This window comes from Streptomyces sp. NPDC030809 (assembly GCF_055572195.1).
On the sequence record NZ_JBVIDV010000006.1, the window covers coordinates 1 to 24,499 of the forward strand.

General features: G+C 72.5%; 23 protein-coding genes. 4 read left to right on the top strand and 19 right to left on the bottom strand.

The genetic code is table 11. From position 1 onward, the window contains the following. Positions 1-132: 132 nt before the first annotated feature. The 14 genes from nusB to ACZ407_RS10160 all read right to left on the bottom strand — a co-directional run bounded on the left by nusB (position 133) and on the right by ACZ407_RS10160 (position 13,565). The gene (nusB, locus tag ACZ407_RS10095) at positions 133-564 is read right to left on the bottom strand and encodes a transcription antitermination factor NusB (RefSeq protein ID WP_468127123.1); all 432 of its coding nucleotides are present in this window, start codon (positions 562-564) and stop codon (positions 133-135) included. Positions 565-566: 2 nt separating this feature from the next. After that, complete coding sequence (gene efp, locus ACZ407_RS10100; RefSeq protein WP_468127125.1) at positions 567-1,133, bottom strand: elongation factor P; 567 nt, start codon at positions 1,131-1,133, stop codon at positions 567-569. Between the two features lie 51 nt (positions 1,134-1,184). Next, the gene (locus ACZ407_RS10105; RefSeq protein ID WP_468127127.1) at positions 1,185-2,291 is read right to left on the bottom strand and encodes an aminopeptidase P family protein; all 1,107 of its coding nucleotides are present in this window, start codon (positions 2,289-2,291) and stop codon (positions 1,185-1,187) included. 144 nt (positions 2,292-2,435) lie between these two features. Further along, positions 2,436-3,197, bottom strand: coding sequence for an AAA family ATPase (locus ACZ407_RS10110; protein WP_468127128.1), 762 nt, complete (start codon positions 3,195-3,197; stop codon positions 2,436-2,438). A 172-nt stretch (positions 3,198-3,369) separates the two neighbouring features. Beyond that, entirely contained in the window at positions 3,370-3,810 is a 441-nt protein-coding gene (aroQ, locus tag ACZ407_RS10115; RefSeq protein ID WP_468127130.1) for a type II 3-dehydroquinate dehydratase, read from the bottom strand. Further along, positions 3,807-4,898 carry a 3-dehydroquinate synthase gene (aroB, locus tag ACZ407_RS10120; RefSeq protein WP_468127131.1) on the bottom strand — a complete coding sequence of 364 codons (1,092 nt, stop codon included), beginning with the start codon at positions 4,896-4,898 and terminating at the stop codon, positions 3,807-3,809. Before aroB ends, aroQ begins: the two co-directional genes overlap by 4 nt. Next, positions 4,895-5,413, bottom strand: coding sequence for a shikimate kinase (locus ACZ407_RS10125; protein ID WP_468127132.1), 519 nt, complete (start codon positions 5,411-5,413; stop codon positions 4,895-4,897). Before ACZ407_RS10125 ends, aroB begins: the two co-directional genes overlap by 4 nt. Then, positions 5,410-6,594: a chorismate synthase gene (gene aroC, locus ACZ407_RS10130; RefSeq protein ID WP_468127133.1), complete on the bottom strand. Its 1,185-nt coding sequence runs from the start codon at positions 6,592-6,594 to the stop codon at positions 5,410-5,412. Before aroC ends, ACZ407_RS10125 begins: the two co-directional genes overlap by 4 nt. A gap of 165 nt (positions 6,595-6,759) precedes the next feature. Continuing rightward, the gene (locus ACZ407_RS10135; protein ID WP_468127577.1) at positions 6,760-7,590 is read right to left on the bottom strand and encodes a shikimate dehydrogenase; all 831 of its coding nucleotides are present in this window, start codon (positions 7,588-7,590) and stop codon (positions 6,760-6,762) included. 82 nt (positions 7,591-7,672) lie between these two features. Then, positions 7,673-9,496: an endolytic transglycosylase MltG gene (mltG, locus tag ACZ407_RS10140; protein ID WP_468127135.1), complete on the bottom strand. Its 1,824-nt coding sequence runs from the start codon at positions 9,494-9,496 to the stop codon at positions 7,673-7,675. Between the two features lie 125 nt (positions 9,497-9,621). Continuing rightward, positions 9,622-10,092, bottom strand: coding sequence for a Holliday junction resolvase RuvX (gene ruvX / locus ACZ407_RS10145; RefSeq protein ID WP_468127137.1), 471 nt, complete (start codon positions 10,090-10,092; stop codon positions 9,622-9,624). Continuing rightward, positions 10,092-12,761, bottom strand: coding sequence for an alanine--tRNA ligase (gene alaS / locus ACZ407_RS10150; protein ID WP_468127139.1), 2,670 nt, complete (start codon positions 12,759-12,761; stop codon positions 10,092-10,094). Before alaS ends, ruvX begins: the two co-directional genes overlap by 1 nt. After that, positions 12,761-13,114, bottom strand: coding sequence for a DUF6167 family protein (locus ACZ407_RS10155; RefSeq protein ID WP_468127140.1), 354 nt, complete (start codon positions 13,112-13,114; stop codon positions 12,761-12,763). Before ACZ407_RS10155 ends, alaS begins: the two co-directional genes overlap by 1 nt. Positions 13,115-13,121: 7 nt before the next feature. Then, entirely contained in the window at positions 13,122-13,565 is a 444-nt protein-coding gene (locus ACZ407_RS10160) for a DUF948 domain-containing protein (protein ID WP_468127141.1), read from the bottom strand. 135 nt (positions 13,566-13,700) lie between these two features. Between ACZ407_RS10160 and ACZ407_RS10165 the strand changes: the two genes are divergently transcribed. Beyond that, positions 13,701-15,860 carry an ATP-binding protein gene (locus ACZ407_RS10165; RefSeq protein WP_468127143.1) on the top strand — a complete coding sequence of 720 codons (2,160 nt, stop codon included), beginning with the start codon at positions 13,701-13,703 and terminating at the stop codon, positions 15,858-15,860. Positions 15,861-15,886: 26 nt separating this feature from the next. Here ACZ407_RS10165 and rpsD read toward each other — a convergent pair whose 3' ends face one another. Next, the gene (gene rpsD, locus ACZ407_RS10170) at positions 15,887-16,498 is read right to left on the bottom strand and encodes a 30S ribosomal protein S4 (protein ID WP_226733492.1); all 612 of its coding nucleotides are present in this window, start codon (positions 16,496-16,498) and stop codon (positions 15,887-15,889) included. A gap of 55 nt (positions 16,499-16,553) precedes the next feature. Here rpsD and ACZ407_RS10175 point away from each other — a divergent pair, with 55 nt between their 5' ends. Beyond that, positions 16,554-17,480, top strand: a complete 927-nt coding sequence (locus ACZ407_RS10175; RefSeq protein ID WP_468127145.1) for a DUF2470 domain-containing protein — start codon at positions 16,554-16,556, stop codon at positions 17,478-17,480. 386 nt (positions 17,481-17,866) lie between these two features. Here the strand turns inward: ACZ407_RS10175 and ACZ407_RS10180 are convergent, their stop codons facing one another. The 4 genes from ACZ407_RS10180 to ACZ407_RS10195 all read right to left on the bottom strand — a co-directional run bounded on the left by ACZ407_RS10180 (position 17,867) and on the right by ACZ407_RS10195 (position 21,995). Then, on the bottom strand, positions 17,867-19,222 hold the full coding sequence (locus ACZ407_RS10180; protein WP_468127146.1) for a replication-associated recombination protein A: 1,356 nt from the start codon (positions 19,220-19,222) through the stop codon (positions 17,867-17,869). A 43-nt stretch (positions 19,223-19,265) separates the two neighbouring features. After that, the gene (locus tag ACZ407_RS10185; protein ID WP_468127148.1) at positions 19,266-19,880 is read right to left on the bottom strand and encodes a vitamin K epoxide reductase family protein; all 615 of its coding nucleotides are present in this window, start codon (positions 19,878-19,880) and stop codon (positions 19,266-19,268) included. 131 nt (positions 19,881-20,011) lie between these two features. Next, positions 20,012-21,274: a histidine--tRNA ligase gene (gene hisS, locus ACZ407_RS10190; protein WP_468127150.1), complete on the bottom strand. Its 1,263-nt coding sequence runs from the start codon at positions 21,272-21,274 to the stop codon at positions 20,012-20,014. A 10-nt stretch (positions 21,275-21,284) separates the two neighbouring features. Further along, positions 21,285-21,995, bottom strand: a complete 711-nt coding sequence (locus tag ACZ407_RS10195; RefSeq protein WP_468127151.1) for an MBL fold metallo-hydrolase — start codon at positions 21,993-21,995, stop codon at positions 21,285-21,287. A gap of 165 nt (positions 21,996-22,160) precedes the next feature. Between ACZ407_RS10195 and ACZ407_RS10200 the strand changes: the two genes are divergently transcribed. After that, positions 22,161-22,946, top strand: a complete 786-nt coding sequence (locus ACZ407_RS10200; protein WP_468127153.1) for a peptidylprolyl isomerase — start codon at positions 22,161-22,163, stop codon at positions 22,944-22,946. A 188-nt stretch (positions 22,947-23,134) separates the two neighbouring features. After that, the gene (locus ACZ407_RS10205) at positions 23,135-24,364 is read left to right on the top strand and encodes a DUF349 domain-containing protein (protein WP_468127155.1); all 1,230 of its coding nucleotides are present in this window, start codon (positions 23,135-23,137) and stop codon (positions 24,362-24,364) included. Positions 24,365-24,499: the final 135 nt, after the last annotated feature.

The following is a 24,499-nucleotide window of genomic DNA, read 5'->3' on the forward strand; positions in this document are numbered from 1 at the left end:
CCTCCTCGTTATCTGACCCCCCCCCCCCCCCCCCCCCCCTTGGTTTTTCTTCCCCCCCTGTCGGCAGCACGACCCTTCCGGCACCCCACCTCCCCCCCCCCCCCCTTCCCCATGCCGCCTCACCCGTACGGGCTATTCGCCCCGGCGGAGGCTCGGCTTCAGGTCCTTGAAGCGGGCCAGCAGCCCGTTCACGAACGTCGGGGAGTCGTCGGTGGAGAACTCCTTGGCGAGCTGGACCGCCTCGTCGATGGCCACGGCGTCCGGGGTGTCGTCCACCCAGATCAGCTCGTAGGCACCGAGACGCAGGATGTTCCGGTCCGCGACCGGCATGCGGTCCAGGTCCCAGTCCACCGCGTAGGTGGCGATCAGCTCGTCGATGCGGTTCACCTTGTCGGCGTACCCCTCGACGAGGTCCATGGTGAACGCGTTGACCGGCGGCTGCCGGTCGTCCGACCGGGAGTGGCGGATCCAGTCCGCGAGGACCTCCCGCACGGGGACCCCGCGCTGGTCGGCCTCGAAGAGGATCTGGAAGGCGCGCTTGCGCGCGTTGCTCCGGGCAGCCACGGTTAGCTGTTCACCCGGCCGAGGTAGTCGCTGGTGCGGGTGTCGACCTTGATCTTCTCACCGGTGGTGATGAAGAGCGGGACCTGGATCTCGTGGCCGGTCTCCAGGGTGGCGGGCTTGGTGCCACCGGTGGAGCGGTCGCCCTGCACGCCCGGGTCGGTGTGCTGGACGGTCAGCTCGACGGCGGCCGGGAGCTCCACGTAGAGCACCTCGCCCTCGTGCTGGGCCACGGAGGCGGTGAAGCCCTCGATGAGGAAGTTGGCGGCGGAGCCGACGGCGGCGCGCGAGACCATCAGCTGGTCGTAGGTCTCCATGTCCATGAAGACGAAGTACTCGCCGTCCATGTAGGAGAACTGCATGTCGCGGCGGTCGATGGTGGCCGTGTCGACCTTCACACCCGCGTTGAAGGTCTTGTCGACGACCTTGCCGGACAGCACGTTCTTGAGCTTGGTGCGCACGAAGGCCGGGCCCTTGCCGGGCTTGACGTGCTGGAACTCGACGACGGACCAGAGCTGGCCCCCGTCGAGCTTGAGCACCATGCCGTTCTTGAGGTCGTTCGTGGAAGCCACGGTTGCCAAATCTCCTGGACTGAAAGACCGCGGGTGCGCGCCCAGCCGAAGCTAGAGCGCGAGCAGCTCCTTGGTCGTAATGGTGAGTAGCTCGGGTCCGCCGTCCGCCTCGGGGCGTACGACGAGCGTGTCAACGATCCGGACGCCGCCCCGGCCCGGGAGGTGTACTCCCGGTTCGACGGTGACCGGCACGCAAGCGTCCAGTTTACCCATTGCGGCAGGTGCCAACTGCGGGTCCTCGTGGATTTCGAGTCCGACCCCGTGCCCCACCAGCGGCGGGAGGGCCTCCCCGTGCCCACCGGAGTCGACGACCTGCCGCGCCGCGCGGTCCACGTCGCGGTACGCGGCCCCCGGCAGGAGGGCTTCCCGGCCGGCCCGCTGCGCGGCGAACACCAGGTCGTACAGCTCGATCTGCCAGTCCGCGGGAGTGGTCCCGATGACGAAGGTGCGGCCGATCTCGCAGCGGTAGCCGCGGTAGTTCGCGCCCAGGCAGACGGAGAGGAAGTCGCCCTCCTCGACCCGCCGGTCGGTGGGGCGGTGGCCCTGGCGGCCGGAATGCGGGCCGGTGCCCACCGAGGTGGGGAACGCAGGGCCGTCGGCGCCGTGGTCGACCAGCCGGCGTTCCAGTTCCAGTGCCAGATGCCGTTCGGTGCGGCCGACGAGGATGGACTCCAGCAGCTCGCCGAGCGCCTGGTCGGCGATCTCCGCGGCGATCCGCAGGCAGGCGATCTCCTCCTCGTCCTTGACCAGCCGCTGCTGTTCCACGGCGGTTCCGAGGTCGGCGAGGCGCAGCCGGGGGGCCACCGAGCCCATGGCGCGGTGGCGCGCCACGGTCAGGTGGTGTTCCTCGACGGCCAGGGAGTCGGCGCGCCCCGCGGCGGCGGCGTCGGCGGCCGCGACGGCCGGGTCGGCCGCGGTGGCGGGCAGGACGGTGCAGCGCAGGAGTTCGTCGAGCCGGCCCTCTTCGGGCTCCCCGGTGGGGTTCCCGGCGCAGAACAGCACGTCCTCGCCGGGGCCGACGAGCAGGACCGCGTCGCGTGGCGCGGCGCCTGCCAGGTAGCGGACGTTCGCGGGGCGCGAGATGAGGGCGGCCGTGCTGCCCGCGGCGTTGCAGCGGTCTCGGAGCAGGCCACGACGGGCCGCGTACACCTCTGACATGTCACGAGCGTACGAGTGCCCCCGCCGGGCGGCCTGTTGAGCGCGTCCGGACGGGGTGCGTGCGGCTCGTCCCTCCGCTTCGGGTTCCGCTCCCCGCTGGCGGGCGCCGTTGCGGGGCGCCGCCCGTTGACCGCGGGCCGGGCTTCACCAGCCCGGTGGGGCGGATATGGCTCGGGCCAGGGTTTCGTCGAGGGCTCGGGCGGTGGCTTCCACGTCGTGGTGGGAGTTGTCGATGATCGGGAGGCCGGAGCCGTACCAGCCCGCCATGCGGCCGTGGATGCGGGCGACCTCTTCGTCGGACAGGCGCCGGTTGCCGCTCCGCTCGGCGTTGCGCTCCAGGACGATCTCCAGGCCGGGCAGCAGGACCACCGGGAGCAGCCCGGGGCCGACGTGCCGCTTCCAGCCGCCGAGGCCGACCACCGGCCGGTCGGGGAAGACGGCGTCGTCGAGGATGCAGGAGATCCCGTTGGCGAGGAAGTTGCGGGCGGCGAACCCGCAGGTGCGGCGGGCCAGCCGGTACTGGGCCTCGGAGTGGTCGTTCCAGCCGGACTGCGGGTCGGCGAAGCCGGAGACGACCCATTCGCGGACGTCGTCGAGGCTGATGTGGGCGGTGGGCACCGGGCGGGTGCTCGCCCAGTGCCGGGCCACGGTGGTCTTCCCCGCGCCCGCCGGGCCGATCAGCAGGACCGCGAGGGTGGCGCCGCGGGTGCCGGCCGCGGCCGGGGGCAGGGCCACGTGCCCGGTGGCGTCCGGCACGGGCTGCGGCATCGGCGGCAGCATCGCCGGCGGGGGCACCGGCGGGGCCGTCCAGCCGCCCGCGGACGGACCGGCCGGCGCTACCGGAACGCCGGGGTGCGGTCCAGGATGATGTCCCGGCTGACCCCACCCGCCCACTGCATGCTGCATTCGGTGCCACTCCGTCTCGCGCCCGCTGCTTCTTCACAAACGATGCAGGAACGTTATCGCCCCCGGCCGTCTCGCTGTGAACGGGCGGGGGCGATCCGAAGTGCCCGGGCTCCGGCGATGGCCGGAAGGGACCGGCCCCGGCGGGTGCCGGGGCCGGTCCGGTCAGGTCCGGTCAGGCGTCGAGCTCCTCGGCCAGCGCCCGCAGCGCCAGCCGGTAGGAGCCGATCCCGAAGCCCGCCACGGTTCCACTGGCCACGGCCGCGATGACCGAGGTGTGGCGGAACTCCTCCCGCGCGTACGGGTTCGAGATGTGCACCTCGATCAGCGGGGCGGTGCGCTGCGCCGCCGCGTCCCTCATCGCGTACGAGTAGTGCGTGAAGGCGCCGGGGTTGATGACCACCGGGATCCGGCCGTCCGCCGCCTCGTGCAGCCAGCGGACCAGCTCGCCCTCGTCGTTGGTCTCGCGGACCTCGGCCTCGAAGCCGAGCTCCTCGCCGAGGGCCGTGCAGGCCTCGACCAGGCCGGCGTACGAGGTGGCCCCGTACACGTCGGGCTCGCGGGAGCCGAGCCGGCCCAGGTTGGGGCCGTTCAGCACGAGCACCCGGCGGGTCACGCGGAGACCTCGCCGTACGCGGCGAAGAGCACGGCCGGGTCCGGGCCCTCCAGGACGGTCGGCTTGCCCAGCCCGTCGAGGACGATGAAGCGCAGCAGGTCTCCGCGGGACTTCTTGTCGACCTTCATGGTCTCCAGCAGCTTGGGCCACTGGTCGCCGCGGTAGGTCAGCGGCAGGCCCACGGAGGCCAGGACCGCCTTGTGCCGGTCGGCGGTGGCGTCGTCGAGCCGGCCGGCCAGCCGGCCCAGCTCGGCGGCGAAGACCATGCCCACCGAGACGGCCGCGCCGTGCCGCCACTTGTAGCGCTCGTTCTTCTCGATGGCGTGCGCGAGGGTGTGGCCGTAGTTCAGGACCTCGCGGAGTCCGGACTCCTTGAGGTCGCTGGAGACCACGTCGGCCTTGACCTGGATGGAGCGCACGATCAGCTCGGAGGTGTGCGGTCCGGCCGGGGTGCGGGCCGCCTCCGGGTCCGCCTCGATCAGGTCGAGGATCACCGGGTCGGCGATGAAGCCGGCCTTGATGATCTCCGCGAGGCCGCTGACGTAGTCGTGGACCGGCAGCGACTCCAGCGCCGCCAGGTCGCAGAGCACTCCGGCCGGCGGGTGGAAGGCGCCGACGAGGTTCTTGCCCTCGGCCGTGTTGATGCCGGTCTTGCCGCCGACCGCCGCGTCGACCATCGCGAGCACGGTGGTCGGGACCGCGATCCAGCGCACCCCGCGCAGCCAGGTGGCCGCGACGAAGCCCGCGAGGTCCGTGGTGGCGCCGCCGCCCACGCCGACGATCACGTCGGTGCGGGTGAAGCCGGACTGGCCGAGCGCCTTCCAGCAGTAGGCGGCCACCTCGGCGGTCTTGGCCTCCTCGGCGTTCGGCACCTGGATGGCGACGGCCTCGTAGCCCTGGTCGGCCAGATCGGCCCGCAGCGCCTCGCCGGTCTCGGCGAGGGCCTCGGGGTGGATCACGGCCACCCGCTGGGCCCGGGTGCCGATCAGGGTGCCGAGCTCGCCGAGCAGCTGCCTGCCGACCAGCACCTCGTACGGATCGTGTCCGGCGCTGCCGCCGACGTGGATCCGGGTCACCTGGTCCGTCATACGTCCTTCAGCTCCAGTGCGTCGAGGACCGCCTGGGCGACCTCTTCGGGGGTGCGGTCGTCGGTGGCCACGACGACCCGCGCGACTTCGGTGTACAGGTGGCGGCGGGCCTCCATCAGCTCGCGCCACTGGCGGCGCGGGTTGACGGCGAGCAGCGGGCGGGCGGCGCCCAGGCCGACCCGGCGCACCGCCTCCTCGACGTCCATCGAGAGGTAGGCGACGGGCAGGCCGGACAGCAGGGCCCGGGTGCCCTCGTCGAGGACCGCGCCGCCGCCGAGGGCCAGCACGCCGGTGTGCTCGGCGAGGGCGCGGCGGACCGCCTCCCGCTCCAGCTCGCGGAAGTACGGTTCGCCCTCGTCGACGAAGATCTCGGAGATCTCGCGGCCCTGGGCCGCGACGATGTCCGCATCGGTGTCCCGGTAGGGGGCGCCCAGCCGCTCCGCGAGCAGGGCGCCCACCGTGGACTTGCCGGACCCCATGGGCCCGACGAGCACCACGCGAGGCCCGCCGGTCACCGGATCTGCAGGTGGTCGAGGTAGGACTGCACGTTGCGGCGGCTCTCGGCGACCGAGTCGCCGCCGAACTTCTCCACGACCGCGTCGGCCAGCACGAGCGCCACCATGGCCTCGGCCACGATGCCGGCCGCAGGTACGGCGCAGACGTCGGAGCGCTGGTGGTGGGCCGCGGCCGCCTCGCCGGTGGCGACGTCGATCGTGGCGAGGGCCCGCGGGACGGTCGCGATCGGCTTCATGGCGGCGCGCACGCGCAGCAGTTCGCCGGTGGTCAGGCCGCCCTCGGTGCCGCCGGAGCGGCCGCTGGTGCGCTTGATGCCCTCGGGCGTGGCCACGATCTCGTCGTGCGCCTTGGAGCCGGGTACGCGGGCCAGCTCGAAGCCGTCGCCGACCTCGACGCCCTTGATCGCCTGGATGCCCATGAGGGCGGCGGCGAGGCGGGCGTCGAGCCGGCGGTCCCAGTGCACGTGGGAGCCGAGGCCGACCGGCACCCCGTAGGCGAGGACCTCGACCACGCCGCCGAGGGTGTCCCCGTCCTTGTGGGCCTGGTCGATCTCCGCGACCATCGCCTTCGAGGCGTCGGCGTCGAGGCAGCGCACCGGGTCGGCGTCGAGCTTCTCCACGTCGGCGGGGGTCGGGTAGACCCCGTACGGGGCCTTGGCCCCGGCCAGTTCCACCACGTGCGAGACGATCTCGATGCCGGCGGCCTCCTTGAGGAAGGAGCGGGCCACGGCACCGAGCGCGACGCGGGCGGCGGTCTCCCGGGCGCTGGCGCGCTCCAGGATCGGCCGGGCCTCGTCGAAGCCGTACTTCTGCATGCCCGCGAGGTCGGCGTGGCCGGGGCGGGGGCGGGTCAGGGGGGCGTTGCGGCCCGTCTCCTTGAGCTCGGCCGGGTCGACCGGGTCGGCCGACATGACCTTCTCCCACTTGGGCCACTCGGTGTTGCCGACCATGACGGCCACCGGGGAGCCGAGGGAGAGCCCGTGGCGGACGCCGCCGAGGAAGGTCACCTCGTCCTGCTCGAACTTCATGCGGGCACCGCGGCCATAGCCCAGCCGCCGCCGGGCCAGGTGGTCGGCCACCAGCTCAGTGGTGACCGGGACGCCGGCGGGAAGACCCTCCAGCGTCGCGACCAGTGCGGGCCCGTGGGACTCCCCTGCGGTCAGCCAACGCAACCTGCTCAACGATGCTCCTCATGCTCGCGCCGGAACTACTGGGGCGCGACCGGGTGCGCGGCCTGGCCCGCCTGCCCCGATCCTCCCACGTCCGGGCGGGTGGACCGATCTCCGGTCCAACTATCGGACGCGCGTCCGGCCCTTGGACACCTCGGTGCGGTCGCCGGGCCGAGCCTAGCGGGCGGCGAGCGCGGTCTCCCCCGCCGCCCGCATCGCGGCGAGCGGTCCGGGTCGGCCGGTCATCTGCTCCACCTGGAGGACCGCCTGGTGGACCAGCAGGTCGAGGCCGCCGACGAGTCGGCCGCCCCGGCCGGCCCAGGCCGCCGCCAGCGCGGTCGGCCAGGGCTCGTAGAGCACGTCGAAGAGGGTGCCGGGCCGCTCGGGCACGGCGGCGGCGAGCGCGTCGGTGGTCCCGGCCGGGGTGGTGGCGATCACCAGGGGCGCGTCCAGCGCCCGGGCGGCCTCGGACCAGTCGGCGGTGCGCACGGATATGCCCAGCCGCTCGCCCCACTCCCGCATCTCGGCGGCGCGGGCCCTGCTGCGCACGTACGTGGTGACCTCGCCGGTGCAGATGCGGGCGAGGGCGGCCAGGGCGGAGGACGCGGTGGCCCCGGCACCGAGCACGGCGGCGGACTCCACCTCGTCCACGCCCCGCTCGCGCAGGGCCGAGACGATGCCGGGGATGTCGGTGTTGTCCCCGACCCGGCGGCCGTCCCCGGTGAAGACGACGGTGTTCACGGCCTCGACGGCGGCCGCGGTCTCGCTGACCTCGTCGAGCAGGGGGATGACCACCCGCTTGAGGGGCATGGTGAGCGAGAGCCCTGCCCACTCGGGACCGAGCCCCGCCACGAATTCCGGCAGGGCGGCCTCGCCGATCTCGAACCGGTCGTACGACCAGCCGTCGAGCCCCAGCTCCCGGTAGGCCGCGCGGTGCAGCACCGGCGAGAGGGAGTGCTCGATGGGGGAACCGAGCACTGCGGCCCGTCGGATCGGAGGGTCAGTCAGCGAGTTCACCGCATGAGAGTACCCCTGCGGGATTCGCGCCGGCGGCGGGGCTGCCGGGGGCGGGCGCCCCCGGCAGCGCGGGTCACTGGGACCCGGACCGGCCCTTCTCGTACTCGCGCCGGTTCTTCTCGTGCTCCGCGTTCGTGGTGGCGAACAGGGTCTTCTCGGAGCTGACGGAGACGAAGTAGTACCAGGGCCCGGAGGCCGGGTTGAGGGCGGAGTGCAGGGCCTCGGCGCCCGGGTTCGAGATCGGGCCGGGGGGCAGACCGTGGATCTTGTAGGTGTTGTACGGGTCCGAGATCTTGCGCAGGGAGTCCACCGCACCCACGTCGAGGGTGCTCTGGCCCTTGATGTAGTTGACCGTGGAGTCGAAGTCGAGGAGGCCGTACGTCTCGGTGTTCCCCGGCTTCAGGCGGTTGTAGATGACGCGCGCGATCTTGTCGAAGTCGCGCTTGTAGCGGCCCTCGGCCTGGACGAGGCTCGCGATGGTCACCACGTCCATGGGGCTCTTGACGCCCAGCCGCCTGGCCTGCGCCTCCAGGTCCTCGCCCGAGTAGGCGGCGTTGGCGCGCGCGACCATCTGCCGCAGCAGCTTCTCCGGCTGGACGTCCTTGCCGAGGTCGTAGCGGCCGGGATAGAGGAAGCCCTCCAGCGGGTCCTTCACGTTGGGCACGTTGGCCGCCCAGGCCGGCAGCCCGAAGCTCTTCCACTGCTTCTTCGCGATCTCGCGCGTGGTGCCTTCGGGCTTCTTGAGCTTCTGGTCGATCTTTTCGTAGACCTTGATGTTGCGCTCGCCGGGGTTGACGTCCAGGGCGTGGATGTTCGACGGGTTGACCATCATCTCCACCGCCGCGGCCGCCGACATCTCCTTCTTCAGCGAGTACAGGCCCGGCTGGATGCCCAGCCCCTTCGTCGCGTGCTGCTGGGCCGCCGCCACGAAGGCGTCCACGCTCTTGACCACGTTCGCGTCCTTGAGGATCCCGCCCATCTGGGCCAGGCTCGCGCCCTTGGGGATCTCGATCTCGGCGGAGCCCGTGCCGGCGCCCGCGTAGTCCTCGGGGGCGCCGAAGCGCGCCTTCACGAAGGAGTAGCCGTACCAGCCGATGCCGCCCACCCCGCCCACGAGGACGAGCGAGACGAACAGGCAGGCCACTCCGTTGCGGCCCTTCTTCTTCTTGGTCTTGGTGCGGCCGCCGCGACGGCCGCCGCCGGAACCGCCCCGGCCCCGGTCCCCGGGCTCCTCGTCCTCGCCGTCGCCGCCGCCGCTGCCGCCGCCCGAGAAGAAGGCGTGCTCGGGCTCCTCGGCGGCCGCGGGGTCCTCGTCCTGCCACTCCGTGGCGGGCTCGGGCACGGAGCTGCGGCGGTGGGGAGGCTGCGGGGGCGGGTAGGCCTCGGCGGTCCCGTACAGGTCGGGGGTCTCACCGGGGTAGCCCGGGGCGGGCTGCTGGCCGTAGGCGTCGGGGACCCCGCCGTCCCAGCCGCCCGCGCCGGGGCCGCCGCCGTACTGGACGGCGGCGGGCACGGCGGCTTCCTGCTGCCGGTTCCCGTAGCCGTGCTGCGGGTCGGCGTACTGCTGCGGGGGCACCTGCGGGTGCTGCTGCCCGTACTGCTCGGCGTATTGATCTGCGTACTGGTCTGCGTACGGGGGGTGCTGCGGCTGGTGCTGGAGGTGCTGGTCGGGGTACTGGCCGGGGTGCCCGCCGCCGTACTGCTCGCCGTACTGCCCGTTCGGCTGCGGGTACGGGGCGGTCAGCGGGTCCTGGTGCAGCTCCTGCGGGTACCCCGGCTGCTGCGCGCCGTACGGCAGCCCGGACCGGTCCTGGTGGCCCTGCCACACCTGGTCCCCGTAGAGGGGGTCGTCCGGGTGCCACGGTTCGGGGCCTGAACCCCGGCCATACTCAGTCATCGGTCCCCTAGAGCTGCGAGACGACGGCCGCGGCTCCGAACGCCACGGCAACCCGGTCCGCCTCTTTCGTGGGCGACGGCTGTTCGAAATGCCGCCACTTTGCGCGGAACGTTACCGTATCGCGATCAGATGACCACTTCGACGCACTCACCGGGCGGATTACCTGATACCCGTTCGGTCTCAAGAGCGTTCTGAAGGATGATCACAGCGGCGGCCTGGTCGATCACCGACCGCCCCTTCTTCGCGTTCTTGCCGGAGGCCCGCAGTCCCTGGGCCGCCGTCACCGTGGTCATCCGCTCGTCCACCAGGCGGACCGCCACCGGCTTGATGCCCTTGGCGAGTTCCGTGGCGAAGGCGCGCACCTTGGCCGCGGCCGGACCCTCCCGCCCGCTGAGCGAGCGGGGCAGTCCGACCACGACCTCCAGGGGTTCGTACTCCTCGACGAGCTGCCGCAGCCGCCGGTGGGCGGCCGGGACGTCCCGTCCCGGCACGGTCTCCACCGGCGTGGCGAGGACCCCGTCGGGGTCGCACGAGGCGACCCCGATCCGGGCGTCTCCGACGTCGATCGCGAGCCGGCGGCCGCGGCGCAGGCCCATCAGACCGTCTCGACGACGAGACGCTCGACGGCCGCGATGGCCTCCGGCACGGCGGCCGCGTTCTGGCCGCCGCCCTGGGCCACGTCCGGCTTGCCGCCACCGCCGCCGCCGAGGGTCTTGGCGGCGGTGCGGACCAGGTCGCCGGCCTTGAGGCCGAGCTCGCGGGCCGCCTCGTTGGTGGCGATGACGGTCAGCGGGCGGTCGTTCGCCACGGTGAAGAGGGCCACGACGGCGGGCCGGCCGCCCTGGATGCGGCCGCGGACGTCGAGGACCAGCTTGCGCAGGTCGTCGGCGCCGACCCCGTCGGCCACCTGGCCCACCACGAGGGCGGTGCCGCGGATGTCCTGGGCGTTCTCGGCGAGCCCGGCGGCGGCCTGGAGGACCTTCTCCGCGCGGAACTTCTCGATCTCCTTCTCGGCGTCCTTCAGCTTGCCGAGCATGCCCGCGATCTTCTCCGGGAGCTCCTCGGGACGGCCCTTGACCAGCTCCTGGAGCTGGGCGACGACCGTGTGCTCCTTGGCGAGGAAGTTGTACGCGTCCACGCCGACGAGGGCCTCGACACGGCGCACGCCGGAGCCGATGGAGGACTCGCCGAGCAGCTTCACCAGGCCCAGCTGGGAGGTGTTGGCCACGTGGGTGCCGCCGCACAGCTCCTTGGAGAAGTCGCCGATGGTCACGACGCGGACCTGCTCGCCGTACTTCTCGCCGAACTCGGCGATGGCGCCCTGCTTCTTCGCCTCGTCGATGCTCATGATCTCGGCGGTGACGTCGAGCTCGCGGGAGAGCACGTCGTTGATCTTCTGCTCCACGTCGGTCAGGACCGAGCCGGGGACGGCGTTCGGGGAGCCGAAGTCGAAGCGGAAGCGGCCGGGCGAGTTCTCGGAACCGGCCTGGGCGGCCGTCGGGCCGAGGGCGTCGCGCAGCGCCTGGTGGGTCAGGTGGGTGGCCGAGTGGGCGCGGGCGATGGCCCGGCGGCGCCGGACGTCGATGGCGGCGTACGCGGAGGCGCCGACCGTCACCTCGCCGACCTGGACGGAGCCCTTGTGCACGGAGACGCCCGGAACCGGCTGCTGGACGTCGCGGACCTCGATGACGGCACCGGAGTCGAGCTTGATGCGGCCCTGGTCGGCGAGCTGGCCGCCGCCCTCGGCGTAGAAGGGGGTGCGGTCGAGGACGACCTCGACCTCGTCGCCCTCGGAGGCGGCGGGCGAGGAGACGCCGTTGACCAGCAGGCCGACGACGGTGGACTCGCCCTGGTGGGTGGCGTAGCCGGTGAACTCGGTGGCGCCGGCGCTGTCGGCGATCTCGCGGTAGGCGGAGACGTCGGCGTGGCCGGTCTTCTTGGCCCTGGCATCGGCCTTGGCGCGGTCGCGCTGCTCCTGCATGAGGCGGCGGAAGCCGGCCTCGTCCACGGACAGCCCCTGCTCGGCGGCCATCTCCAGGGTGAGGTCGATCGGGAAGCCCCAGGTGTCGTGGAGCAGGAACGCCTTGTCGCCGGAGAGGACCGTGCCGCCGGCGGCCTTGGTCTCGGTCACGGCGGTGTCGAGGATGTTCGTGCCGCCCTTGAGGGCCTTGAGGAAGGCGGCCTCTTCGGCGAGCGCGACGGTCTCGATGCGCTTGCGGTCGGTGATCAGCTCCGGGTACTGCTGGCCCATCGTGTCGATGACGACGTCGATGAGCTCCTTGACCACGGGGCCGGTGGCACCCATGAGGCGCATGTTGCGGATGGCGCGGCGCATGATGCGGCGCAGCACGTAGCCGCGGCCCTCGTTGCCGGGGGTGACGCCGTCGCCGATGAGCATGACGGAGGTGCGCATGTGGTCGGCGACCACGCGCATCGACACGTCGGTGTCCTTCGCGGCGCCGTAGCGGACGCCGGTCAGCTCGGTGGCCTTGTCCATGACCACGCGCAGGGTGTCGGTCTCGTACATGTTCTGCACGCCCTGCAGGATCATCGCGAGGCGTTCGAGGCCGAGACCGGTGTCGATGTTCTTGGAGGGCAGGTCGCCGAGGATCGGGAAGTCCTCCTTGCCCTCGCCGGCGCCGCGCTCGTACTGCATGAAGACCAGGTTCCAGATCTCCACGTACCGCTCGTCGTTGACGGCCGGGCCGCCCTCGACGCCGAACTCGGGGCCGCGGTCGTAGTTGATCTCGGAGCAGGGGCCGCAGGGGCCGGGGACGCCCATGGACCAGAAGTTGTCCTTCTTGCCCAGGCGCTGGATCCGCTCGCGCGGGACGCCGACGACGTTGTGCCAGATCTCCTCGGCCTCGTCGTCGTCCTGGTAGACGGTGATCCAGAGCTTCTCCGGCTCCAGGCCGTAGCCGCCGTCCGCCACGGAGCTGGTCAGCAGCTCCCAGGCGTACTTGATGGCGCCTTCCTTGAAGTAGTCGCCGAAGGAGAAGTTGCCGCACATCTGGAAGAACGTGCCGTGTCGGGTGGTCTTGCCGACCTCTTCGATGTCCGGGGTGCGGACGCACTTCTGCACACTGGTGGCGCGCGGGGCCGGCGGCTTGGTCTCGCCCAGGAAGTACGGCTTGAACGGGACCATGCCCGCGTTCACCAGCAGCAGAGTCGGGTCGTCCGCGATGAGCGACGCCGAAGGGACGACGGTGTGACCGCGCTCCTCGAAGAAGCTCAGCCAGCGGCGGCGAATTTCAGCCGACTCCATCAGTGGTCCTCATTCCGGTTGTACGAGTACTTCGGTCGGTGGTGGTTCTTGTCCTCGATCGCCCGCAGACGGCGCTGCTGTCCGGGGAGGACGCGCACGTTGTCGGCGGGGGCGAGGGCCTCGGGGTCCTGGTGCAGCCCGAGTGCATCGTTCAGCTCGTCTTCGCGCTGGGCCATTCCCGCCTTGACGTCGAGCGCGAAGTCCTTGAGGCGGTGGCCCGCCTCGACCGCCTTCTCGGCGGCCTGCGCGGCAAGGCTTTCGGGGGTCAGCTGCTTGAGCTTGCGGTTGACCTTGGTGGTGGCCCACACGCCGGCGGCGGCGCCCGCGGTGAACCAGAAGGTACGGCGGAACATCCCGGTCTCAGTCCTTCTGCTTGCGGCGCCGCGCGGGGGGCACGGTGCGACCGACGATCACGGTACGACGCGATGCCCGGGGCGGCACCCCGCCGGAGCCGGCGCCCTCGCCGCGGCCCAGGGCCCGCCGGACCCCGTAGCCGAAGGCGGCGACCTTCACCAGCGGGCCGCCGAAGGCGGTGGCCACGGTGGAGGAGAGCGCAGAGGCGTTGGAGGTGACCTCCTGGACGTCGCTCGCGATGGCGTCGACGCGGTCCAGCTGGGTGCGGGCGGAGCGGACCGTGGTCGAGGCGTCCGCCAGCAGCGGCACGGCCTGTTCGGTCACCTCGGCCACCAGCCGGGTGGTCGCCTTGAGCGTCTGGGCGAGCCTCGCCAGAGCCACCGCGAGGAACGAGACCAGGATCGCCCAGAAGACGGCCACGAGGATCCCGGCCACCTCTCCACCGGACACGTTGCACCGCTCCCTGAACATCGAAAAGTCTTCCCCCGACCCTATCGCGCCGGGGCTGCCCGCCCGTACCGGAATTCGGGGTCCGCACGGCCCGCCTTGTACGCAGCGCATCCGGAGCAGTACCCTCCGTGTCCCATGCGACCAAGGACGTGCGGCAATCTTCCCTCGGAGCTGAACGAGCTCGTCGGGCGGGGTCGCGAACTCGCCGATCTGGCGCGGCTGCTGGAGCGCTCCCGGCTGGTGACGGTCACCGGGGTGGGCGGGGTCGGGAAGTCCCGGCTGGCGGTCCGTGCCGCACGGCAGGCGCAGGAACGCTACTGCGACGGCGCCTGGCTCGCCGAGCTGTCCGCGGTCCGCGACCCGGACCTGCTGGGGCACGCCCTGGGCGAGGCCCTCGGGTTGACGGACCACACCACCCGGCCGCCGCGCACCGTCCTGGCCGAGTACCTGGCCGGTCGCGAGCTGCTGCTCGTCCTCGACGGCTACGAGCAGCTGGTCGAGCCCTGCGCGGAGCTGGTCCGCGAGCTGCTGCGGCACTCCCCCGGGCTGCGGGTGCTCGCGGCGGGCCGCCGGCCCCTGGCGCTGGACGGGGAGCACACCTACCCGCTGGCCCCGCTCGGCGGGGCGGAGGCCGCGGAGCTGCTGGTGCTGCGCGCCGCGGCCACCGCCCCCGGCTTCGAGGTCACCGCGGGCAACCGCGAGGCGGTGGCCGAGCTCTGCGTGCGCCTGGAGGGGATCCCGCTGGCCCTGGAGCTGGCGGCGGGCCGGCTGCGCACGCTGTCCGCGGAACAGGTGCTGGCCCGGCTGGAGGACCGGTTCCGGCTGCTGACGGGCGGGACCCGCGGGGCGCTCCCCCGCCACCAGGCGCTGCGGACGGCGATCGGCTGGAGCCACGAGCTGTGCACGCCCGCCGAGCGGCTGCTGTGGGCGCGGCTGTCGGTGTTCGCCGGTCAGTTCGACCTGGACGCGGCGGAGTACGTGTGCGGGGGCCCGGACCTGCCGCCGGAGGAGCTGCTCGACGTGCTGGGCGAACTGCTGGCCCAGTCCCTGCTGGTCCGCGAGGAGGGGCCGGCCGGCGCCCGCTACCGGATGCTGGACACCGTACGGGAGTACGGAGCGGACTGGCTGGCGGCGCAGGGCGACGCCGGGCGGCTGCGGCGGCGGCACCGGGACTGGTACATGGGGCTGGCCACCTGGTGCGAGCTGGACTGGTTCAGTCCGCGGCAGCGGGAGGTGGCGGCGCTCGTGGACGCGGAGCTGCCGAACCTGCGGCTGGCGCTGGAGACCTGCCTGGACACCCCGGAGGAGGCCCACCTCGGCCAGTACCTGGCGGGCACCCTGTGGTTCTGCTGGGCCGGCTGCGGGCGGCTGTCCGAGGGCCGGCACTGGCTGGACCGGGCCCTGGAGCCGGACGCCCACGAGACCGCGCACGACGGCTCCCGGCTCAAGGCCCTGTGGGTGCTCGGGTACGTGGCCTGCCTGCAGGGCGACGCGGTGGCGGCGCTCGGCGCCCTGCACGAGTGCCGCGAGGGCGCGGAGCTGGCGGACAGCCCGCTCGCGGCGGCCTACGCCGTGCACCGGCTGGGCTGCCTGGCACTGGTCTCGGACGACATGGAGCGGGCGGCCGAGCTGCTCGGCGAGGCCCTGGAGCGGTACCGGCGGGCCGGGGAGCTCAACAGCAACGTGCTCATGTGCCAGGTGGAGCTGGCCATGGCGACGGCCTTCCGGGGGGACCTGCCCGGGGCCCTGGAGCTGTGCCACGAGGTGCGGGAGATCTGCGAGGACCACGGGGAGCTGTGGACGCGGGCCTACGCCCTGTACGTCCTGGCGTACGCGGCGCTGGGCGGCGGGGACTGCGCGGAGGCGCGCCGGCTGCTGGTGGAGTGCGTGCGCATCAACCACGCCTTCCACGACCTGCTGGGCCTGGTGCTGGCGCTGGAGCTGCTGGCGCTCGTGACGGTGGGCGAGGGGGACCCGGCGGAGGCGGCGGTGCTCCAGGGGGCCGCCGAGGCGTTGTGGCGGTCGGTGGGGCTCCAGCTGTTCGGCTCGGGGTACTTCAACGGGCCGCGGCTGGCCTGCCGGCAGCAGGCGGGCGAGCTGCTGGGGGCGGCGGGCTACGCCGAACGGGCGGCGGAGGGCCGGCTCCTGCCGCTGGACCCGCTGGTGGAGCGGGCGGTGCGGTTCCGCGCCCGGCGCCTGCCGAGGGCCGCGGCGGGCCGGGCCCCGGGGGCGCCGGGGCAGGTGCCGGACAGCAGGAAGCCCGCCGGCTCCCCTTCCGGGGAACCGACGGGCTGACCAGCCTGTGAGTGGCTACTCCCGCATCAGCGGGCGTAGTACTCGACGACCAGCTGCTCGTCGCAGATGACCGGGATTTCCTTGCGGTTCGGCTCGCGGTCCAGGCGGAAGGCCAGGGCCTTCAGGTTGACCTGCAGGTAGCGCGGGGTCTCGCCCTCACCGGCGTAGCCACCCTCGCGGGCAACCTGGAAGGGGTGCTTCTCGCGGCTGCGCTCGCGGACCGTGATGACGTCGTCGGGACGCACGCGGAACGACGGCTTGTCGACCTTGCCGCCGTTGACCTCGATGTGACCGTGGACGACCATCTGGCGGGCCTGGTAGATGGTGCGGGCGATGCCGGCACGCAGGACCAGGGCGTCCAGACGACGCTCGAGCTCGACGACCAGGGCCTCGCCGGTCTTGCCGGAGACCTTCTTGGCGCGGTCGTACGCGCGGGCCATCTGCTTCTCGGAGATGTCGTACTGCGCGCGCAGACGCTGCTTCTCCAGCAGACGGACCTTGTAGTCCGAGTTCTGCTTGCGGCCACGGCCGTGCTCGCCCGGCGGGTAGGGGCGGGCCTCAAAGTACTTGACGGCCTTCGGGGTCAGCGCAATGCCGAGGGCACGCGACTTCTTGACCTTGGGTCGCTTCTGGTTCACGGGGAACCTACCTCCATGTAAGTTAGGTGAGGCTTACCTTAGCGAGGAGGACGTAATGTCTCGACCACATGGGATCCCCCTGCCCAGTGCGCATCGCAGTTCGGATTCCAGTGCAACGGAATCCGCTTTCGACGACGTTAAGCAAGGTCAGCCGCGTCCCAGGGAAGGCGTTCGGCAGCTCACCGGAGCCGAACGCGTACGAACCCTCGTAGAGTCCAACGCCTCAGTATCCCTCACGCTTCAGGGTGCTCACGACACGCGCGAGCCCGAGGAGTTCGGGACAGGGATGCCGGTCGCACGGACCGTCACCCCGGACGGGGACGTGATTCTCCTTGTTTCCGGGGAATCCGCGGCTGCCAGGGCTGCCGCTCACGCCCAGGACGACGACCTCCCCGCCGTGATCGAGATCACGGACGTGGCGCCGGTGTCCGTGCCCCATCGTATCCGAGCCCGTGCGCAGCTCGCGGGCTGGCTGACCCCGGTCCGCGGCGAGGAGCGGGCGGCCTGCGCGATGCTGCTCGCCGAGCGGCATCCGGTCGGCGAGATCCTCGGCACGGCCGAGGCCCTGTCCGAGGACCCCGAGCCCGGCCGGTACGGGCGGCCGGCCTGGGCGCTGCTCCGGCTGGAGGTGGGCGAGATCGGGCTCGACGACCTGTGGGGCGCCGAGCAGGTCGATCCCGCGGAGCTCGGCGAGGCCCGGCCGGACCCGCTCGTGGCCCACGAGGCCGAGCTGCTCCAGCACCTGCACGCCTCCCACGGGGACCAGGTCCAGCGGCTGACCCGGCTGCTCGGGGTCCGGGAGCGGGATGCGGCGGCGGGGCGGGCGGTGCCGGTGGCACTGGACCGGCTGGGCCTGCGCATCCGCGTCACGGGGCCGCGGCCCTTCGACGCGCGCTTCGACTTCGTCGAGCCGGTGCGGGACGTGTGCGGCCTGCGCCGGGCCATGCACCACCTGTTCGAGGCAGCATCCCCACCCTCCTGACCCGGGGCTCGCCCCGAACCCCGCGCCGCGACCACCGGCAAGACCGGCTCTCGGGACTCCGCCCGGGACCCCGCGCCTCAATCGCCGGCGGGGCTGGATTTCGGGGCTCCGCCCCGGACCCTCGCGCCTCAATCGCCGGCGAGGCTGGATTTCGGGGCTCCGCCCCCGAAGCTTGTGCGCCCGCCCAGGCGCATGGGGCGCGGGGCCCGGACAAGAGCCCCGCATTCCAGCCCCGCCGGCGATTGAGGCGCGGGGGTCCGGGGGCGGAGCCCCCGAAGCTTGTGCGCCCGCCCAGGCGCATGGGGCGCGGGGCCCGGACAAGGGCCCCGCATTCCAGCCCCGCCGGCGTTTGAGGCGCGGGGTGCGGGGCGGAGCCCCGGGAGGGGTCAGGGGTGGTCGCCGCGGAGGCGGGCTCGGACTCGTTCGACCACGTCCGCGTACCGCGCCTCCGCCCCATACCGCGTCGGCTCGTAGTACCGCCGCCCATGGATCTTGTCCGGCGCATACTGCTGAGCCGCGATCCCGCCGGGCACGTCGTGCGGGTACACATACCCCTGCGCATGCCCCAGCGCCGCCGCCCCCTTGTAGTGCCCGTCCCGCAGATGCGCCGGCACCGGCCCCGCCAGCCCCGCCCGTACGTCCGCCAGCGCCGCCCCGATCGCCGTGGTCGCGGTGTTCGACTTGGGCGCCAGGGCCAGGGCGATCGTCGCGTGCGAGAGGGTCAGCGCGGCCTCGGGGAAGCCGATCATCGCAACCGCCTGGGCGGCGGCGACCGCCGTCGGCAGGGCGGTGGGGTCCGCCAGCCCGATGTCCTCGCTCGCCGAGATCATCAGTCGCCGGGCGATGAACCGCGGGTCCTCCCCCGCTTCGATCATCCGCGCCAGGTAGTGCAGCGCCGCGTCCACGTCCGAGCCCCGGATCGACTTGATCAGCGCGCTCGCCACGTCGTAGTGCTGGTCGCCGTCCCGGTCGTACTTCACGGCCGCCCGGTCCACCGCCTCCTCCACCGTCTGGAGGGTGATCTCCGGCTCGCCCTTGGCGATCGCCGAGCCGGCCCCCGCCTCCAGGGCGGTCAGCGCCCGCCGGGCGTCCCCGCCGGCCACCCGCAGCAGGTGGGCCTCGGCCTCGACGGTCAGCCCGACCGCGCCGCCGAGCCCGCGCTCCTCGGTCAGGGCGCGGTGCAGCAGCCCGCTGAGGTCCTCGTCCGTGAGGGGTTCGAGGGTGAGCAGCAGGGAGCGGGAGAGCAGCGGGGAGATCACCGAGAAGTACGGGTTCTCGGTGGTGGCGGCGATGAGCGTGACCCAGCGGTTCTCCACCGCGGGCAGCAGGGAGTCCTGCTGGGCCTTGCTGAACCGGTGGATCTCGTCCAGGAAGAGGACGGTCTCCTTGCCGTACCCGCCGGCGGCCCGGCGGGCGCCCTCGATGACGGCGCGCACCTCCTTCACCCCGGCGGTGATCGCGGAGAGCTCCACGAACCGCTTCTTCGTGGCCTGGCTGACCACGTACGCGAGGGTGGTCTTGCCGATGCCGGGCGGTCCCCAGAGGATCACCGAGGAGGAGCCGGCCGGACCTCCCGCCCCGTCGCCCACGAGCCGGCGCAGCGGGGCACCGGGCTTGAGCAGGTGCTGCTGCCCCACGACCTCGTCCAGGGTGCGCGGACGCATCCGGACGGCGAGCGGGGAGCTCGCCGGGTCCTTCTCCTGGCGTTCCTCGGCGGCAGCGGTGAACAGATCGGGTTCCACACGGGAAGCCTAAGCGAGAGCACCGACAACCCGGCCCCGCGGCTCAGGAGGTCCAGAAGTCCCACCAGCGGGTCAGGATCAGCATCCCGATGATCCCGATGTGCAGGACCGGCAGCACCCACGTGAACTCGCCGAGGAAGGAGCGCAGCCAGCCGGGAGCGGGCAGCAGGCCCTCGCGCACGTTGTGCGAGGTGACGTACCAGAACATGACGATCGTGCCGACCCAGGCCAGGCAGCACCACAGGCACAGGGCGTTGATGTGGTAGAGCGACTGGTACGTGAGCCAGGCGCAGAACCCGACGCCGAAGAGGGTGCCGGCGTTGAACGTGAGCCAGTACCAGGGCCGGAACCGGGCCCCGGCCAGCAGGCTCATGCCCACGCAGATCACGATCCCGTAGGCGACCAGGCCGAGCATGGGGTTCGGGAACCCGAAGGCGGAGGCCTGCTCGCTCTTCATGATGCTGCCGCAGGCCACGACCGGGTTGAAGCTGCATCCCGGGACGAAGTCCGGGTCCTCAAGCAGCTTGAACTTGTCGATCGTGATCACCCAGGCGGCCAGGAGTCCGGCCGCGCCGGTGACCACCAGCAGCCAGGCCAGGGCCCGGCTCGCGCCGACGGTCCGTCCGGTCTTCTCGCCCGTAGTCGTCATGCGGTGCATTCTGCCGCACGCGATCTCGGCCGCCGCCACTGCGGGACCCGCAGGACGGGCGGCCGGCGCGGGGCGGGGAAGCCGGAGGCCGGACGGCATCCGCCGTCCGGCCTCCGTGCGCGTGCGCGTGCGCGTGCGCGTCAGGCGAGCTTCGCGCGGACCGTCTCGACCAGGCCCTCCAGGGCCACCGCGGTCTGCTCGCCGGACTCCATGTCCTTGAGCTGGACCAGGCCCTCGGCGAGGTCCCGCTCCCCGGCGATGAGCGACAGCCGCGCGCCCGAGCGGTTGGCGCCCTTCATGGCGGCCTTCAGCCCCTTCCCGCCGTACGAGAAGTCCGCGGCGACACCGGCGGCGCGCAGCTGCGTGACCACGCCGAACAGCACGCGCCGGGCCTCCTCGCCCAGCGGGACCGCGTAGACCTCGGTGACCGGCGGGATGTCCAGCTCCACGCCCTCGGCCTCCAGGGCCAGCACGGTGCGGTCCACGCCCAGCGCCCAGCCCACCGAGGGCAGCGCGGGGCCGCCGATCATCTCGGACAGGCCGTCGTAGCGCCCGCCGCCGCCGACCGCGGACTGGGAGCCCAGGCCGTCGTGGACGAACTCGAAGGTGGTGCGGGTGTAGTAGTCCAGGCCGCGGACCAGCTTCGGGTCGTCCTCGAAGGCCACGCCCGCGGCGGTGATCAGCGCACGGACCTCCTCGTGGTACGCCTTGCAGCCCTCGCACAGGTACTCGCGCAGCAGGGGCGCGTCGGCCAGCTGCTTCTGCACCTCGGGCCGCTTGTCGTCGAGCACCCGCAGCGGGTTGATGTCGGCCCGGCGCAGGGTCTCCTCGTCCAGTTCGAGCCCGCGCAGGAAGGTCTGGAGCGCCTCGCGGTAGACCGGACGGCACTCCTTGTCGCCGAGCGAGTTCAGCAGGATCCGGAAGTTGCGCAGGCCCAGGGAGCGGTACGCCGTGTCCGCCAGGATGATCAGCTCGGCGTCGAGGGCCGGGTCCTCGGCACCGATCGCCTCGGCGCCGACCTGCGAGAAGTGTCGGTAGCGGCCCTTCTGCGGGCGCTCGTAGCGGTAGTACGAGCCCGAGTACCAGAGCTTGACGGGCAGGCCGCCCGCCTTGTGCAGGTTGGCCTCCAGTGCCGCGCGCAGCACCGATGCCGTGCCCTCGGGGCGCAGCGCCAGGTTGGCGCCGCCCTTCGTGGTCAGCGTGAACATTTCCTTGGTCACGATGTCGGTCGACTCGCCGACACCGCGGGCGAACAGCTCGACGTCCTCGAAGCCGGGGGTCTCCACGTAGCCGTAGCCGGCGGTGCGCAGCGGGGCGGAGATGGCCTCGCGGACGGCCAGGTACTTCGCCGAGAAGGGCGGGATCAGGTCGTACGTGCCCTTGGGGGCCTTGAAGGTGCTCACGAAACTCTCGTCACATTCCTCGTCGTGGGGCGGCGTGGCCGCCTCCCTGGCCGGCGGCGACTTCCCGGAGGTACGGGTTGGTCGCGCGCTCGCGGCCGATGGTGGTCTGGGGACCGTGGCCGGACAGCACCACGGTCGAGTCGTCGAGCGGCAGGCACACGCGGGCCAGCGACTCGAGCATCTCGGCGTGGGAGCCGCCGGGCAGGTCGGTGCGTCCGATGGAGCCGGCGAAGAGCAGGTCACCCGAGAAGAAGACCGAGGGGATGTCGGCCGCCTCGGGCATCCGGAAGGTCACCGACCCCTTGGTATGGCCGGGCGCGTGCGCGACGGAGAAGTCCAGACCCGCCAGCTTGAGGGCGCTGCCGTCGGTCAGCTCGCGGACGTCGTCCGGCTCGCCCACGGTCAGCTCGCCCATCAGCGGCATCCCGATGGACCGGCCGAGCGCCTTCTCCGGGTCGCTCATCATGTACCGGTCCTCGGGGTGGATCCAGGCCGGCACGTCGTGGGCGCCGCACACGGGGACCACCGAGGCCACATGGTCGATGTGGCCGTGGGTGAGGACGACCGCGACGGGCTTGAGACGGTGCTTCTTCAGCGTCTCCTCGACTCCCTGGGCGGCCTGGTGGCCCGGGTCGATGATGACGCACTCCTCGCCGGCGGCGGGGGCGACCACGTAGCAGTTGGTCCCCCAGGCCCCGGCGGGGAACCCGGCAATGAGCACGTTCGTCCCTTAAATGTCGTCCGGCGGTCCGGCCGCGGTCGTCCGGATGGAGGTCGCGGCAGACCAGAGCCTACCGGCGCTGCTCATCACACAGCGAACCCATATACGGTACGGCCTAGCCCCAGCCCGGACGGCTGTACCAGACACGCACAAGGAGACGACCCGGTGGTCACGAGCGATCAGCGGCGGCGACAGCTCGCCAGGGAGAAGTTCGAGCGTCAGCAGCAGCGGAGGGCGGAAGCCCGGCGCAAGGCGCGGCAGCGGGCGCTGATCATCGGTGCGGCCGTGGCCGTGGTGGCCGCGGCGGTGATCGGCGCCGTCGCCGGCGGCGTGTTCGACAAGGACGAGAAGGAGACCCCGGCGGCGTCCGCCTCCGGCTCCCCCACCCCCTCGGCGGCGCCCTCGAAGCAGAGCGAGCCGGCCATGGCCGTGGACGGGAAGGCGAAGTACACCTTCACCCTGGACACGAACCAGGGCAAGATCGCGATCGCCATGGACGCGGCGAAGACCCCGCACACGGTGAACTCGTTCAAGCACCTGGCCGACAAGGGCTACTTCGACAAGACCAAGTGCCACCGGCTCACCACCGGCGGGATCTTCGTCCTGCAGTGCGGTGACCCGCAGGGCACCGGCATGGGCGGCCCCGGCTACACGATCCCGGACGAGAACCTGGGCGGGCTGGGCAAGGCCGGCGCGGACGGCACCGTGACCTACCCGGCCGGCACCGTGGCCATGGCCAACACCGGTCAGCCCGGCTCCGGCGGCAGCCAGTTCTTCCTGGTCTACAAGGACAGCAAGCTGCCCCCGACGTACACCCCCTTCGGCACGATGGACGCGGCGGGCCTGAAGGCCGTCAACGACGTGGCGAAGGACGGGGTGGAGGGCGGCTCGACCGACGGCGCCCCGAAGAAGGCCGTGACCATCGGGAAGGCCACCGTCGTCAAGGACTGACCGGGCGCGGGGGCGGGTGCCCCCGCCCCCGTTTTCCGTCGGGCCGGATTCCGTGGTGCTGGATGCGGACAGCCGGCCCGGCGGTCGCCTATGTTGGCGTTGTGCAGGGCGGGCGCTGCCCGCCCCAGGAAACTGTGGACGATGCCCGGGGGGTGGACCCCCGGCGGGCATCAGGTGGAGGAGGCGCTGTGAGCAGCGACCCGTGGGGCCGCGTCGACGAGACGGGCACCGTGTACGTGCGTACTGCCGATGGCGAGAAGGTCGTCGGCTCGTGGCAGGCCGGCACCCCTGAGGAGGCCCTGGCCTACTTCGAGCGCAAGTACGAGGGCCTGGTGGTCGAGATCGGCCTCCTCGAGCGGCGGGTGCGGACCACCGATCTCTCCGCGAAGGACGCGGCGACCGCGATCGAGCACCTGCGGCAGCAGGTCGAGGAACACCACGCCGTGGGCGACCTCGACGCGCTGCGCGTACGGCTCGACAAGCTGGTCTCGACCGTGGAGTCGCGCCGCGAGGAGCGCAAGGTCCAGAAGGCGAAGCAGACCGACGAGGCCAAGCAGGCCAAGGAGAAGCTGGTCGCCGAGGCCGAGGAGCTCGCGCAGAGCGACCAGTGGCGGGCGGCCGGCGAGCGGCTGCGCGCGCTGGTGGACACCTGGAAGGGCCTGCCGCGGCTGGACCGCAAGTCGGACGACGAGCTGTGGCACCGCTTCTCGCACGCCCGCTCGGCCTTCTCCAAGCGCCGCAAGGCGCACTTCGCCTCGCTGGACGCGCAGCGCGAGGACGCCCGCAAGGTGAAGGAGAAGCTGGTCGCCGAGGCCGAGTCGCTCTCCGGCTCCACGGACTGGGGCGCCACGGCGGCCCGGTACCGCGAGCTGATGGCGGACTGGAAGGCGGCGGGCCGCGCCCAGCGCGAGTCGGAGGACGAGCTCTGGAACCGCTTCCGCGGGGCCCAGGACGTGTTCTTCGCGGCCCGCGGCGAGGTCTTCGCCGAGCGGGACGCCGAGCAGACCGAGAACCTGAAGCTGAAGGAGGAGCTGGCCGGCGAGGCCGAGAAGCTCCTGCCGGTGACGGACCTGAAGGCGGCCCGGGCCGCGTTCCGCTCCGTCAACGAGCGCTGGGAGGCCATCGGCCACGTGCCGCGGGACGCCCGGTCCAAGGTCGAGGGCCGGATGCACGCCGTCGAGCGGGCGATCCAGGAGGCCGAGGAGGCCGAGTGGCGGCGTACCAACCCGGAGGCGCGGGCCCGCGCCGCGGGTCTGACCGGCCAGCTGCAGGACGCCGTCGACAAGCTGCAGAAGCAGATCGACGCGGCGCGCGCGGCGGGCAACGACGCCAAGGCCGACAAGCTGGCCCGTGAGCTGGAGGGCCGTCAGGCCCTGCTCGACCAGGCGCTGAAGGGCCTGGAGGAGTTCGGCGGCTGACCCCGCCGGGCGGCCGCCCGAGGAGGACGGAAGGGGCCCCGGGGGAGTGGTCCCATCCCCCGGGCCCCCTCCCCCTTTTTTTTCCCCGGCTCCGGCCGGCGGGGCGAGGTCACACAGGCGAAGTCTTCGACACCC

Excerpts from the sequence above, each read along its gene's own strand:
- alaS (WP_468127139.1), bottom strand. The coding sequence starts at position 12,761 with ATGGAGTCGGCTGAAATTCGCCGCCGCTGGCTGAGCTTCTTCGAGGAG.
- ACZ407_RS10110 (WP_468127128.1), bottom strand. The coding sequence starts at position 3,197 with ATGCAGCATGCAGTGGGCGGGTGGGGTCAGCCGGGACATCATCCTGGA.
- aroB (WP_468127131.1), bottom strand. The coding sequence starts at position 4,898 with ATGACGGACCAGGTGACCCGGATCCACGTCGGCGGCAGCGCCGGACAC.
- ACZ407_RS10175 (WP_468127145.1), top strand. The coding sequence starts at position 16,554 with ATGTCTCGACCACATGGGATCCCCCTGCCCAGTGCGCATCGCAGTTCG.
- ACZ407_RS10155 (WP_468127140.1), bottom strand. The coding sequence starts at position 13,114 with ATGTTCCGCCGTACCTTCTGGTTCACCGCGGGCGCCGCCGCCGGCGTG.
- mltG (WP_468127135.1), bottom strand. The coding sequence starts at position 9,496 with ATGACTGAGTATGGCCGGGGTTCAGGCCCCGAACCGTGGCACCCGGAC.
- ruvX (WP_468127137.1), bottom strand. The coding sequence starts at position 10,092 with ATGGGCCTGCGCCGCGGCCGCCGGCTCGCGATCGACGTCGGAGACGCC.
- ACZ407_RS10185 (WP_468127148.1), bottom strand. The coding sequence starts at position 19,880 with ATGCACCGCATGACGACTACGGGCGAGAAGACCGGACGGACCGTCGGC.
- ACZ407_RS10105 (WP_468127127.1), bottom strand. The coding sequence starts at position 2,291 with ATGTCAGAGGTGTACGCGGCCCGTCGTGGCCTGCTCCGAGACCGCTGC.
- ACZ407_RS10165 (WP_468127143.1), top strand. The coding sequence starts at position 13,701 with ATGCGACCAAGGACGTGCGGCAATCTTCCCTCGGAGCTGAACGAGCTC.